Source organism: Micromonospora sp. WMMD736 (assembly GCF_049179015.1).
Taxonomy (GTDB): Bacteria; Actinomycetota; Actinomycetes; order Mycobacteriales; family Micromonosporaceae; genus Micromonospora.
Genome location: NZ_JBMHMI010000001.1, coordinates 6,167,834 through 6,181,539, shown reverse-complemented (window position 1 = coordinate 6,181,539; position 13,706 = coordinate 6,167,834). Strand labels below are relative to the sequence as shown.

The 13,706-nt window shown below is 72.5% G+C and carries 10 protein-coding genes; 4 read left to right on the top strand and 6 right to left on the bottom strand.

Features of this window, described 5'->3' with window-relative positions:
* Positions 1-243 precede the first annotated feature (243 nt).
* The 3 genes from ACN269_RS28075 (at position 244) to ACN269_RS28065 (ending at position 4,467) form a co-directional block, all read left to right on the top strand.
* On the top strand, positions 244-1,440 hold the full coding sequence (locus ACN269_RS28075) for a thiolase family protein (RefSeq protein ID WP_421475248.1): 1,197 nt from the start codon (positions 244-246) through the stop codon (positions 1,438-1,440).
* Complete coding sequence (locus ACN269_RS28070) at positions 1,437-3,497, top strand: 3-hydroxyacyl-CoA dehydrogenase NAD-binding domain-containing protein (RefSeq protein ID WP_421475247.1); 2,061 nt, start codon at positions 1,437-1,439, stop codon at positions 3,495-3,497. Before ACN269_RS28075 ends, ACN269_RS28070 begins: the two co-directional genes overlap by 4 nt.
* Positions 3,498-3,666: 169 nt before the next feature.
* Positions 3,667-4,467: a hypothetical protein gene (locus ACN269_RS28065; RefSeq protein WP_421475246.1), complete on the top strand. Its 801-nt coding sequence runs from the start codon at positions 3,667-3,669 to the stop codon at positions 4,465-4,467.
* Between the two features lie 61 nt (positions 4,468-4,528).
* Here ACN269_RS28065 and ACN269_RS28060 read toward each other — a convergent pair whose 3' ends face one another.
* From ACN269_RS28060 to ACN269_RS28040, 5 genes are all read right to left on the bottom strand, one after another.
* On the bottom strand, positions 4,529-4,942 hold the full coding sequence (locus ACN269_RS28060) for a VOC family protein (RefSeq protein ID WP_421475245.1): 414 nt from the start codon (positions 4,940-4,942) through the stop codon (positions 4,529-4,531).
* A 170-nt stretch (positions 4,943-5,112) separates the two neighbouring features.
* A complete protein-coding gene (locus tag ACN269_RS28055) occupies positions 5,113-6,297 on the bottom strand; it encodes a sensor histidine kinase (protein WP_421475244.1) in 1,185 nt (394 codons plus the stop codon).
* On the bottom strand, positions 6,294-6,962 hold the full coding sequence (locus ACN269_RS28050) for a response regulator transcription factor (protein WP_421476606.1): 669 nt from the start codon (positions 6,960-6,962) through the stop codon (positions 6,294-6,296). Before ACN269_RS28050 ends, ACN269_RS28055 begins: the two co-directional genes overlap by 4 nt.
* 85 nt (positions 6,963-7,047) lie before the next feature.
* Positions 7,048-8,334: a PQQ-binding-like beta-propeller repeat protein gene (locus tag ACN269_RS28045; RefSeq protein WP_421475243.1), complete on the bottom strand. Its 1,287-nt coding sequence runs from the start codon at positions 8,332-8,334 to the stop codon at positions 7,048-7,050.
* Positions 8,331-9,608 (bottom strand): PQQ-binding-like beta-propeller repeat protein, encoded by a 1,278-nt coding sequence (locus ACN269_RS28040; RefSeq protein ID WP_421475242.1) that lies wholly within the window; start codon positions 9,606-9,608, stop codon positions 8,331-8,333. Before ACN269_RS28040 ends, ACN269_RS28045 begins: the two co-directional genes overlap by 4 nt.
* Positions 9,609-9,754: 146 nt before the next feature.
* On the opposite strand from ACN269_RS28040, the gene ACN269_RS28035 reads away from it, so the two are divergent.
* Entirely contained in the window at positions 9,755-11,581 is a 1,827-nt protein-coding gene (locus ACN269_RS28035; RefSeq protein WP_421475241.1) for a hypothetical protein, read from the top strand.
* A 36-nt stretch (positions 11,582-11,617) separates the two neighbouring features.
* On the opposite strand, the gene ACN269_RS28030 is transcribed toward ACN269_RS28035, so the two are convergent.
* Positions 11,618-13,663: a hypothetical protein gene (locus ACN269_RS28030; RefSeq protein ID WP_421475240.1), complete on the bottom strand. Its 2,046-nt coding sequence runs from the start codon at positions 13,661-13,663 to the stop codon at positions 11,618-11,620.
* Between the last annotated feature and the right edge of the window lie 43 nt (positions 13,664-13,706).

The following is a 13,706-nucleotide window of genomic DNA, read 5'->3' as shown; positions in this document are numbered from 1 at the left end:
CACCGGCATCGGCGTGTCGTGACAACAACTTCATGATCGCGAACCGATGGGGCGGACCGGCCGGGGGGAGGGTGGGGGGAGGGTGGGGCGGGTTGTGGGATGGGCCACAGCGGGGCATCGGGACGGGGTTGGTTACTGACGAGTAGCATTCCGGGTGACGTGCCCCGCCCGGCCGACGCTCGTTCGGTCCGGAGCGCCGCCCAGCGGCGCGGAGGCCGAATTGTGGTCGATAAGGAGGCTCAAGTGCCCCGTGAAGTTCGGGATGTCGTCTTCGTCGACGGCGTCCGCACCCCATTCGGCAAGGCGGGTGGCATGTACGCCAACACCCGCGCCGACGACCTGGTGATCCGCTGCATCCGGGAACTGCTGCGCCGCAACCCGCAGCTCCCGCCGGAGCGGGTCGAGGAGGTCGCCATCGCCGCCACCACCCAGATCGGCGACCAGGGCCTCACCATCGGCCGTACGGCCGCGCTGCTGGCCGGTCTGCCCAAGACCGTGCCCGGCTTCGCCATCGACCGGATGTGCGCCGGCGCGATGACCGCCGTGACCACGGTGGCCAGCGGCATCGCCATGGGCGCGTACGACGTCGCCATCGCCGGTGGCGTCGAGCACATGGGCCGCCACCCGATGGGTGAGGGCGTCGACCCCAACCCGCGCATCATCGCCGAGAAGCTGGTCGACCCTTCCGCGCTGGTCATGGGCGCGACCGCGGAGAACCTGCACGACCTGGTCCCGCACATCACCAAGGAACGCACCGACGCGTTCGCGCTCGCCTCGCAGCAGAAGACCGCCAAGGCGTACGCCAACGGCAAGCTCCAGGACGACCTGGTGTCGATGTCCATCCGCGACACCGAGGGCGGCTGGGGTCTGGCCACGGTCGACGAGGCGCCCCGGGACACCTCCATGGAGAAGCTCGCCACCCTGAAGACCCCGTTCCGACCGCACGGCAAGGTCACCGCGGGCAACGCGGCGGGCCTGAACGACGGCGCCACCGCGAGCCTGCTCGCCGACGAGGCGACCGCCCGCGAGCTGGGCCTGCCGGTCGCCATGCGGCTGGTGTCGTTCGGTTTCGTCGGCGTCGAGCCGGAGGTGATGGGCGTCGGCCCGATCCCATCGACGGAGAAGGCGCTGCGCCTTGCCGGGCTCAGCATCGACGACATCGGCCTCTTCGAGCTGAACGAGGCGTTCGCCGTGCAGGTGCTCGCCTTCCTCGACCACTTCGGCATCGCCGACGATGACCCGCGGGTCAACCCGTGGGGCGGCGCGATCGCCATCGGCCACCCGCTCGCCTCGTCCGGCGTACGGCTGATGACGCAGCTGGCCCGCCAGTTCGCCGAGCACCCCGAGGTCCGCTACGGCGTGACCGCCATGTGCATCGGCATCGGCATGGGCGGCACGGTCATCTGGGAGAACCCGCACTGGGAGGGTGGCGACAAGTGAAGGCAGCGAACGAGGTTGTCACGAAGGCGCTGCTGCGTCAGGTGAACGTGCCGGGGCTGGACCGGCCCGCCGCCCTGATCACCCTGGACAACGGCCTCGACCACACCAAGCCGAACACCTTCGGCCCGGCCGGTCTGGCGAGTCTGGACGAGGCGATCACCGCCGCGCTCGCCGCCGACCCGGCGTTCATCGCGGTCACCGGCAAGCCGTACATCTTCTGCGTGGGCGCGGACATCGTCGGCCTGCCGCAGCTCGCCGACCGCGCGCAGGCGCTGGAGATCGGCCGGCTCGGTCACCGGGTCTTCGCCCGGCTCAAGGACAGCACCGTGCCCACGTTCGCGTTCGTCAACGGCGCGGCCATGGGCGGCGGCCTGGAGCTGGCGCTGCACTGCCACTACCGGACGCTCTCGGGTGGCGCGGCGGCCCTCGCGCTGCCCGAGGTCTCCCTCGGACTGGTGCCCGGCTGGGGTGGCACGCAGCTGCTGCCGAACCTGATCGGCATCCCCGCCGCGACCCAGGTGATCATCCAGAACCCGCTGATGCAGAACAAGATGCTCAAGCCGAAGCAGGCTGCCGAGATGGGCATCGCGGACGTTCTGCTGGAGCCGGCCGACTTCCTGGAGCGCTCGCTCGAGTGGGCCGCCGGCGTGGTGCGGGGCCAGGTCACCGTGACCCGTCCCGAGGTCGACAAGGACATGTGGGCGGGCGTGCTCTACTTCGCCCGGGAGACGCTGAACCAGCGGCTGCACGGCGCGGTGCCGGCCGCGTACAAGGCGTTGGACCTGCTGGAGACGGCCAAGGACGCCGACTTTGCCGCCGGCACCGCCGCCGAGGACGAGGCCCTCGCGGACCTGGTCTTCTCCGAGGAGCTGCGCAGCGGCCTGTACGCCTTCGACCTGGTGCAGCGGCGGGCCAAGCGGCCGGCCGGCGCACCGGACAAGGGCCTGGCCCGCCCGGTCACCAAGGTCGGGATCGTCGGCGCCGGCCTGATGGCCAGCCAGCTGGCGCTGCTGTTCGCCCGCCGCCTCCAGGTGCCGGTCGTCATGACCGACCTCGACCAGGCCCGGGTGGACAAGGGCGTCGGCTACGTGCACACCCAGATCGAGAAGGCCGTCACCAAGGGCCGGATGGACAAGAACACCGCCGCCAAGCTGTACGGCCTGGTCAGCGGCACCGTCGACAAGAGCACGTTCGCCGACGCGGACTTCGTCATCGAGGCGGTCTTCGAGGACCTGGGCGTCAAGAAGCAGGTCTGGGCCGAACTGGAGAAGATCGTCTCCCCGGAGGCGGTGCTCGCCACCAACACCAGCTCGCTGTCGATCACCGAGATGGCGGCGGAGCTGGAGCACCCGGAGCGGGTGGTCGGCTTCCACTTCTTCAACCCGGTGGCCGTGCTGCCACTGCTGGAGATCGTCCGGGGCGAGCGCACCGACGACGCCACCCTCGCGACCGCCTTCGCGGTGGGCAAGCAGCTCAAGAAGTCGAGCGTGCTCGTCAAGGACGCCCCGGCGTTCGTGGTGAACCGGCTGCTCACCCGCTTCCTGGGCACCGTCTTCGCCGCCGTGGACGCCGGCACCCCGCTGGACGTCGCGGACAGCGCCCTGGACCCGCTGGGCCTGCCGATGCGGCCGCTCGCCCTGCTCCAGCTCGTCGGGCCGGCGGTGGCGTACCACGTGGGAGGCACCCTGCACGCCGCCTACCCGGACCGGTACGGCGTCAGCGAGAACCTCAAGCGGATCGCCGACTCGGGTCAGCCGCTCGTCGTCGACGACCAGGTCAACGCCGAGGTCGCCAAGCTGCTGGTGGTCGGCGACCAGCCGCTGACCGCCGAGCAGGTACGGCAGAACGCGCTCGACGCGCTCGCGCAGGAGATCCGGCTCATGCTGGACGAGGGCGTGGTCGCCGAGGCGCAGGACATCGACCTGTGCATGATCCTGGGTGCCGGCTGGCCGTTCCACCTGGGCGGCGTCACCCCGTACCTGGACCGCACCGGCACCTCCGAACGGGTCACCGGCCGGCGGTTCCTGCCGCGCGGAGCGGCGAGCCTGCCCGCCTGACCGATCAGCTCCACCCGTCGTGGTGGCCGGACCGTCCCTGGTGGACCGGGCCGGCCACCACGGCCGTTTCCGTGCGGTCCCGGGTGGGCCGCGAGACCCGGCGGGTGCCGCACGGTTGCCCTCGCCGGGTTACGATCACGCGTTTCGCACCCCATCCTGGAGCTGACTGATGTCCCAGCCACCGGCCAACCCCTTCGGGCCGCCGCCGCACGACTCCCCCATCCCGTCGCAGCAGCCGGGCCAGCCGGCAGCGCCGTACCAGCCGGGGCCGCCGGCAGCGGAGCAGCAGCCCGGCCCGCCGCAGCCCGGTTGGCCACAGCAGCAGGGCTTCCCGCCCGCGCAGCCGGGGCAGCCCTACGGGGGTCCGCACCTGGCCGGTCCGCCGCCGAAGAAGTCGAACGTCGGCAAGATCATCCTGATCGTGCTGGCCGTCGTGCTCGTGCTCTGCCTCGGTGGCGCGGGGATCACCTGGTTCGCGCTCAAGGACGAGTTCGGTGACGTCGTCGACGCCACCAAGACCCGGGTCGTCGCGCCGGCCACCCTCGCCGGCCGAGCGAAGAACACCGACCCGCAGTTGCAGACGGTCGCCGACCAGATGGTCACCCAGATGAAGACCGAGGTGCAGAACGAGACCAGCACCGTCGGCGCGTTCTACGGCGATCCGACCAAGCAGGACCTCATCCTGATCGCCGCGGTGTCCGGCGTGATGGCCGACCCGAAGAAGGAGCTGGACGAGGCGGTGACCGGGCTCTCCAGCGAGCTGTCGGTCACCAACATGACGGCGGTCGAGGCGGGGCCGCTGGGCGGCGACGCGCGCTGCGGCGACGGCAAGGCCGCGAGCGTGCCGCTCGGCGTCTGCGTCTGGGCCGACCGGGGCAGCGTGGGCCTGGTGGTCATGTACTTCAAGACCGCCGCAGAGGCCAAGGCGGAGTTCGTCGGCGTTCGGGGTCAGATCGAGCAGCGCTCCTGAGGAAGTGCACGACCGGGCCCCGGCCACCCGAGGGTGGCCGGGGCCCCGCCGTACGCCGGCACTAGGCCGACGGCGTGTCCGGCCCCGCCGGTGTCGCGGCCCGCTCGGCGGCGCTGCGCAGCACGCAGAACTCGTTGCCCTCCGGGTCGGCCAGCACCACCCAGCCGCTGCCGTCGGCGTTTCGGCGGTCGACGACCAGGGTGGCGCCGAGCCCGAGGACCCGCTCGACCTCCTCGTCCCGGCTGCGACCGGCCGGTTCGAGGCAGATGTGCAGCCGGTTCTTGACCACCTTGGGCTCCGGCACCTGCTGGAAGAACAGGTGGGGAGCGGCGGGGTCGACGGCCGGCAGGACAGCCTCGGGGTCACCGGGACGGTCGTCCGGATGACGGTCGGCGCCCAGCACGGCGGACCAGAAGCCGGAGAGGGCGTACGTGTCGTGGCAGTCGAAGCTGACGTTGTGGATCCGTGGATACACGGCTTCCTCCATTACCTGTGGAGGCGCCCCGCGTAGATATGGGTCAGCCGGCGGTGCGGGGCGCGGTCGACATGACGATGGACATCGGTCGCACCCCCTTCCTCGCCTTCGAGCTGACCGGGTGATCTTCGCACCGGTCGGCCGGTGCGGCAACCCCGGGCGGGCGGCGGTCAGTGCACCGGGTCCCGGACGTCGGTCACCGCCGGCACCGCGTGCGCCGAGGGCAGGGTGACGGTCACCTCCAGGCCGCCGCCGGGTTGGGCGACCACCCGGACCGTTCCGCCGTGCGCCTGACAGACCGCACGGACGATGGACAGCCCCAGGCCGGAGCCGCGTGCCCCGGTACGTTCCCGGCCGCCGCGCCGGAACGGTTCGAACAGCCCCGGTACGTCGGCCTGGTCCACCTCGAAACCGGTGTTGCCGACCACCAGCCACGAGCGGTCGCCGTCGGTGCCCGTCCGTACCCAGAGCCGCCCGTGCAGGTGGTTGTAGCGGACGGCGTTCTCGATCAGGTTGCCGGCCAACCGGTCGAGCAGGCCCGGGTCGCCGACCACCGGCGCGGACTCCAGTGACGTCTGCACCCGCAGGCCGATCCGCTCGACCTCGCGGCGTATCGCGGACAGCGCGTTGGCGGTGCCCGTCGCCAGGTCGCACTCGCTGCGCCGGCCCAGCCGCCCCCCGGCCTGCGCCTCGCTGCGGGCCAGCACCAGCAACGCGTCCACCAGGCTGTTCGCCCGTTCCGAGGCGTCGCGCACGACGGTCGCCATCCGGCGGTACTCGGCGGCGTCCGCGTCGTCGTCGCTGAGCGTCACGTCGATCTCGGTCCGCATGACCGCGAGCGGGGTACGCAGCTCGTGCGAGGCGTTCGCCACGAAACGCTTCTGCGCCTCGAACGCGGACGCGATCCGGTCCAGCATCGCGTCGAACGTCTTCGCCAACTCGGCCACCTCGTCGTCCGCGCCGGAGTAACCGATGCGCTGGTCCAGGGTGGCCTCGCCGAGTCGCTGGGCGGTCGCGGTGACCTGGTGCAGGGGTCGCAGCGCCCGGCCGGCCACCGCGTACGCGCCGGCGACCCCCACCACGCTGATCGCCAACAACGCGACCAGGCCCTTGGCCAGCAACTCCCCGGAGGCGGAGTCGACGAGTTCGCGCTGCCACTGCGCCGCGTCCATCCTGCCGCCGTCGGAGAGCAGCACGGTCGTGCCGGGCAGCAGCTCGTCGGTGGGTCGCAGCGCGTCGCGGACCAGCAGCCAGGCCAGCAGCACCAGGATCGCGCCCGCGCCGACCAGCAGGACGCCGTTGAGCAGGGTCAACCGCAGCCGCAGGGTGGGCCGCAACCGTCCCGGCCGGCTCACGGCAGCACCTCGGCCGTGCGGTAACCCGCCCCCACCACCGTCTCGATCAACGGCGGATCGCCGAGCTTCTTCCGCAACGTCATCACGGTCACCCGGACGATGGTGGTGAACGGGTCGGTGTTGGCGTCCCAGACCCGCTCCAGCAGCTCCTCGCTGGACACCACCGCACCGCGCGCCTTGAGCAGCTCGCTGAGCACGCCGAACTCCTTGTTTGTCAGGTCGATCGGCGCACCGGCACGGGTGGCGACCCGGCGGGCCGGGTCCAGCACCAGATCGGCCAGTTCGAGCACCGGCGGCGCGGCCGGGGTGGCCCGCCGGCCCAGCGCCTGCACGCGGGCGACCAGCTCGTCGAACGCGAACGGCTTGGGCAGGTAGTCGTCCGCGCCGAGTTGCAGTCCCTCCACCCGGTCGGCGACGGTTCCGCTCGCCGTCAGCATGAGCACCCGGGTCAGCGCCCCGGAGGCGGCGAGGTCGGCGCAGATCTGGTCGCCGTGCACGCCGGGCAGGTCGCGGTCGAGCACCACCACGTCGTACCGGGTGACGAACGCCGCCTCGTGGCCGGCGTCACCGTCGTACGCCACGTCGACCGCCATGCCCCGCTTGCGCAACCCGCGTGCGATCGCGTCGGCGAGGTTGCGTTCGTCCTCGACCACCAGTACCCGCATCCCGGCCTCCTCGCTGCTGACCACCGACAACCTAGTGCCGGCGGGCAACCATCCTCCCTCGCCGCCGCGTCGTGTCCGCCGCTGGTCAGGTCGGCAGCCGCCACAGCCCGAAGTCGGCGTCCCGACGGCGACAGAGCAGCAGGCCGGTAGCGGCCCGGCACTCCCCGGCGGCATCCGGCAGCACGTCCAGCACGCGCACCGTGCCGCCCCGGACGTCCAACTCGGCCACGAGCAGACCGCCGTCGGGGTGTGGGCGTACGCCGATCAGCGGACCATCGGAGTCGTACTGGGCGACCTCCCAGCGACCCAGCCTGGCCAACACCCTGCCGGTCGGCGGATCGAGTACGACCAGATCCTGCGCGCCCGGCCCGGCGCTGCCCTGCGCGGTGGCCACCAACCGGTCGGCCTGCGGCCACACCCACCCCCAGCGGTCGTCCTCCCACCGTGGCTCACCGGTCGCGGCATCGATCGTCCGCCGTCCGCCGGCTTCGTTCTCCAGGCAGAGCACGACCCCGCAGTCGGACACGTACGTCGCTCCGGCTGCGCGGGTCCGCCAACGCTGGTCCAGATGGTCCAGTCCGTAGGCCGTGATGACGGACGGAGCGCCGTCGACGGTGACCAGCAGGTCGCCCACCACCCGCACGACGCGGGGCGTCAAGCCCGGGGACGAGGGCAGGTCGGCGCGGGCCAGCACCGCTCCGGTGGCCGTGTCACGGACCTCGACCTGTCCGTTGCCGCGTAGGAGCACCAACCGGTCCACCCCGCGGGCGTCGTCGCGCAGGGTAAGGTCCGCGGCCGCCGCGACGGACACCTGCCAGCGCACCGTGCCGCAGCACGGGTCGACGGCCCGCAGGGCGCTCACGGCCTCGTTCTCGGCGGACCACAGCAGGATCGCACCGTCGGGCAGTACGACGGGTCTGCCCGGCTGCTGCCAGCGGTACGCGCCGGTCCGGGGGTCCAACGCGATGGTGAGCGTCCCGCCGCCGTCCGGACCGGTCTCGTACCCGATGGCCAGCAGCGTCTCGCCGGACCGGGCGACTCCCCAGTACCGGCCCTCGGCCGGCAGCGACGTACGCCAGAGCGGCTCGCCGTCGGGCAGTCGGGTGGCGGTCAGCCTCCGCTGCCTTGTCGCCCCGAGCGGCTCGACGAGGAAGAGGACGTCGTCGAAGACGACCGCGTCGGCGCCGGCGGTGGCCGGCAGCGTCACCCCCACGCGCCGCGGGTACGGCGTCGACGCGGCAAGGCCGACGAGCACCAGCAGCGCGACGAGCGCGGCGCGGGTCCGCCGGCCCCGGGCCGACGGTGGGCGGGGCAGCGGATCGGGGTCCGTTCCGTCCCGCAGCTCCCCGAGGTCGATCACCGCGTCGCTCACCGGGACAACCTCCAGAGGCCGGTCGAGCCGTCGAGCCGCCGACAGAGCAGGACGGGCAGCGCCGACTGACACCCGCCCGCCACCGCCGGCAGGACGTCCAGGATCCGCGTCCGGCCGGCGGTGAGGTCGAGTTCGGCGACGACGAGCCGACCGTCGGATGTCGGGCGTACGCCGAGCAGCGCGTCCTCCTGACGTACCTGGTTCACGAGCTGCCACCGGCCCAACTCGGCGCGTTCCCGTCCGGTCCGCGCGTCGCGCACCGCGTACCGCTGCTCGGACGTGGCCACCAGCAGCCTGTCCCGCCGGACGTCCACCAGCATGTCCGGCCCCGGATCCGACCAGCGGACGGCGCCGGTGGTGGGTTCGATGGTCTGGATGCCGCCGGTCTGCTGGACGGCGCACAGCAGGTCCGCGCACGAGACCGCCCAGGCCACCAGCGGCACCGGCGACGTCCACACCCGCTCCATCGTGGGCAGGCGGAAGGCGACCAGCTCGGTGCTGCCGGGTGGCACGAGCAGCACCAGGTCGTCCACGACCTGCACCCGCTGGAACGCCGACCGGTCACCGGGCAACGTGTCGACGCTGTGTCGCAGGTCTCCGGTGTGCGCGTCGTACACCTGCACCTCACCGGTCGGCTGGACGAAGACGATCTGGTCGACCTGTCCGTCCCGCCGGTGGAATCCGGTGCCACCGAACGGAACCGGCACCGACCAGAGGAGGCGGCCGGTGTCGGGGGTCACCCGGCTCACCGTGCCCAGCGCGTCGCCCGTGTCGTTGGCGAGGAGCATGCCCCCGTCGGTCGCCCGCTGGGCGATCCCCGGGTGACGCCAGCGCCGCTGGCCGGTCTGTGCGTCGTAGGCGGTGGTCTCCAACACACCGCTGGCGACGCTGACGCCCACCGCCAGCAGCATTCCGCGTTGGACCCACACGGCCATGTAGTCGCCGCTGCGATCCAGCGCTGCCCGCCACCGACGCCGTACGCCGTCCCCGCCCGTCGGCCCGGGCTGGTCGTAGACGCTCAGGTACCGGTCGCCGGTGGGCGTCGACGCGTCGACCACCACGACGCCGTCCTCGGTGAGGTACGCCGAAGCGCCCGGCGCGATCGGCACCGACGTGCTGACGCGGTGCCGGACGGCTGTCGCACCACCGAGCGTGACCAGGGCAAGCAGGAGCACAGCCACGCTACGCAGCGGGCGGCCGACGGCGCGTGGCGGACGAACCGGCGGCAGCGACGAGGGCTCGTCCCGGATCTCGCCCAGCTCGATGATCGACAAGGACCGTCCCTTCATCGCCGACGCGACCGACCGGGTGCGGCCCGGCAAACCGGCCGTGGGCGTACCGGCCCGGCAAAAGCGACGCATCCTCGCCTGTACGATGGCGCGTCGTGGCTGTGCCGGTGGTAGACCCCTCGCTGAATTCCGTGACCGACGCCGAGCCGGCCGAGGTCGAGCCGACACGGCGGCCCCGACGCCGCCCGGCCCGAGCCGACCTGTTGGCCCTCGGAGCCTATGTGCTGCTGGGCGTCTTCGTCTGCCTCAACTACTGGGGGGACGTGACCGGCCGGGTCTCGTCGCACCTGCCCACCGACCACAGTTGGTTCGAATGGCTGTTCGCCCACGGCGCGTACTCGGTGCGGCACCTGGAGAACCCGCTGTTCACGGCCCGGCAGAACGCCCCGGACGGGGTGAACATGATGGCCAACACCTCGCTGCTCGGGGTGACCCTGCCCCTGGCCCCGCTCACCATGCTGCTCGGCCCGCAGGTGATGTACGCCCTCTACCTGGGCGGTGCCCTGGCCGCCACCGCCGGCACCGCGTACTGGATGCTCTCGCGACACCTGGTGCGCTCGCGGGCGGCGGCCTTCGTGGGCGGCGCCTTCCTCGGCTTCGCGCCGGGCATCATCCACCACGCCAACGGCCAGCCCAACTTCGTCTCCAACTTCCTGCTCCCGCTGATCGTGGTGCGGGTGCTGCGCCTCGGCGAGCCGGGCCGGTGGCGGCGCAACGGTCTGGTGCTCGGCGCGCTGGTCGCGTACCAGATCTTCATCAACGAGGAGATGCTGCTGCTCACGGCGCTGGCCTGCCTCGTCGTCGTGCTCGCGTACGCGGTGCAGCGGCCCCGGGCCACCCGCGCCATGGCCGGGACGTTCCTGGCCGGCCTGGGCGTGGCCGGAGGGCTGGCCCTGACGCTCACGGCGTACCCGATCTGGTTCCAGTTCGACGGCCCCCAGTCCTACCGGGGCCTACAGGGTGGCGTCTTCCACAACTGGGGCGAGGACCTGGCCGCGTTCGTGACCTTCGCGCGGGACACCTGGGCGGGTACCCCCGAGGTGGAGAAGACGATCGGGCTGACCGAGCAGAACACCTGGTTCGGCTGGCCGCTGGTGCTGCTGTCCCTGGTGGCTCTGGTGCTGCTCGTCCGCCGCTCGCTGCCCGCCCGGATCCTCGCGGTGCTCGTCGTGGTGTTCACCGTGGCGTCGATCGGGCCGTGGGTGCGCTTCGACGGGGTGGAGACCGACATCCCCGGCCCGTGGTCGTACGTGTCGGACGACCTGCCGCTGGTCGAGATGATGATGCCGACCCGGCTGGCCCTGGTGGTCGCCGCCGCGGTCGGCGTACTGCTGGCGCTGTTCTGCGACGCGGCGGCCCGGCAGGCCCGCGCGGGCCTCGCGCCGGCACCGCGCGCCGGGGAGCCGCCCGCCGCGCCGGCCGCGCCGCGCCGCCGGTGGCTGCGCCCGCTGGGGTACGCGGCGGCGGCCCTCGCCCTGCTGCCGCTGTTCCCCCGGCCGCTGCCCGCGCAGCAGATCGACCCGCCGCCGCACTTCATCACGGCCGGCGGCTGGCGGCCGTACGTGCCGGCGGGCCGGACCCTGGTGCCGGTGCCCATCCCGAGCAACGTGCACGGTCTGCCGACGCTGCGCTGGAGTGCCCTGACCGGGCAGGAGTTCCCCATTCCGGGCGGCTACTTCATCGGCCCGAACGAGCTGGGCGAAGGTGTCTTCGGCGCCCCGAACCGACCGACCAGCAGCCTCATCTACTCCACCATGGACGCGGGGACGGTGCCCGCGCTCACCGACGAGAACCGGCGGCAGGCCGTCGAGGATCTGCGGTTCTGGCGGGCGTCGGTGGTGGTGCTCGGCGCCCACCCGCGTGAGGCGGTGCTGCGCGAGCTGGTCACCGCGCTGCTCGGGCCGCCGCAGCGAGTCGACGACGTCTGGGTCTGGGACGTCCGCGCCCTGGTCGGCTGATCAACCGGCGCGTCGTCGACGGCGCCGTTCCCGTGGTCATCCGACCGAGCGGTCGGTCAGCGCCCGGACGTCCCACACCCAGACGTCCAACTCCTGACGACCGGGTCCGACCAGCTCCTCGACCGTACGCCGCAGCGGCTCGGCGTTCTGCTGGCGGACCGGCAGCACGAGGATCGCCGCCCGCCAGTGCCGTAGCTCGTCCGTGAAGCGCCGACGCTGCCGGTCGTCCAACTTGGAGGTACGACCGGTGGTCGCCACCTCCTCCAGCAGTTGGCCCACCCCGCTGGGTCGGCCACCGAACCGGCCCGGGTCACCGGTGTTGCCGTTGCGGGGGGCGAGGAAGTAGCCACCCGGGATCTTGAAGTCGAGGTTGGTGGCCGCCGCCCAGCGCATGCCGTGCGTGTTGCCCATGCTGGGCACCGGAATCGGTACGAGCGTCTGGTCGGGACCGACGTACGCCCGCCACCGGTCGGCGGTGATGAACTCCGGCACCGGCGGCCGGGAGACCATCCGTAGCGGCATCGGAGCGATCGGCAGCAGCGCGAACGCCAGGCCGGCGGCGGTGAGCGTCCGGACGGTACGCCGGTCGGCCGGCCGCAGCGCCCAGGCCCGCTCGACGGCGATCGCGAGCAGCAGCCCGATGACCACCGTGGTGATCAGACCGAATCGGGTCGGCACCACCGCGTCCAACAGGGGCAGGTGCACCAGCAGCTCCCACGGCCCGGTGATCAGGTCCCGGTGCCACCAGGAGATCTGCTCGCCGAGCGAGAGCAGGGCGAAGAACGCGCCGGTCGCGGCGAGCGCCCGGACGACCATCTCCCGACGCAGCCAGACCACGACGCCGACGGCGAGCATCGACAGGCTCCAGCCGAAGAACGCGTTCTCCTCCGAGTAGTTCGGCGCCAGGTTGACGTTGGCCCGCTGGTTGCCACCGAGGGTGGCCGAGCCGGGCGCGAAGAAGGCGGCGATGTCGTTGCCGTAGTCCTGCACCGCGTCACTGAGCCCGTGGTACGCCATCGGTCCGGCGAACTGCACGTACAGCGGGTACGCCAGCAGCGCCCCGGCAAGCACCGCGCAGGCGGCGAGACCGGCGGCCAGCGGCCGCCACGCTCCCCGCCAGCGGGCCGGTTCCTGGACCACCACCGCGATCAGGAAGATCCCGCAGGCCAGCGCCGTGAAGAGCAGAATCTCCTCGTTGATGAACGCCTGCGCGGTGACCAGCAGGGCCAGCAGCACACCGTCGCGGACCGGCCGGCGCGAACGGGTCAACACCAGGACCCGCCAGACGATGAACGGCAGCAGGAACTGGCTGATGATGTTCGGGTGCCAACTCGCGTGCGAGAGCATCGCCGGGGAGAAGCCGCAGAACCAGCCGCCGACGGCCGCCGCGAGCGGCGTACGCACGATGTGCCGGCGGAGTACGAGGTACCAGGCCATGGCGGTGCCGGCGAGGCCGAGCGTCACCAGCACCACGAAGGACACCGCCGGGCCGAACAGCAGGGTCACCGGCACCATCGGGATGCCCAGCGCCAGCACCGCCGTGTTGGCCATCAGGTTGACGCCGTCGGGGTAGTTGAACTGCTCGGTGTAGAAGGGGTACTCACCGTGCAGCACCACCCGTACCGAGTGGGCGAGGAAGAACTGCACCTGGGCCGGGTCACCGGTGTAGAGCGACGCCACCCGGCCCGCCGGGTCCAGCCAGATCCGGCTGGTCACCCAGAGGGCGGCGAGCAGGAAAAGCGCGCCGACCGCCAGGTGCTGCCGTCGCCGGGTCCAGCGGGCCCAACGGCGCGACCTCGGCCCGGACGCCGGGACCGTCCCGTCCGGCGCGGTGGTCCCCGCCTCGGCCGTGTCCCGTGCGGTCTCGTGCGGATCGACCTGGTCCGGCGCGACCTGGTCCGGCGCGACCTGGTCCGGGACGGTCTCGCGCGGCGCGGTCGGGACCGGCAGAGTCGTCTCGGACACGGTCGAGGTCGGGGTGGCCGGGGCGGTGTCGACGCGGTCGGCCGGAACGGCGGAGTCGCTGGGCGCCCCGACGGACCTGGCCCGGGAAACGAGGGCGCGGGACTCGGCAGGCGTCACAGTCGGCGGAGTCTACCCGAGCGGCGAAAAGGGCACTAAAACC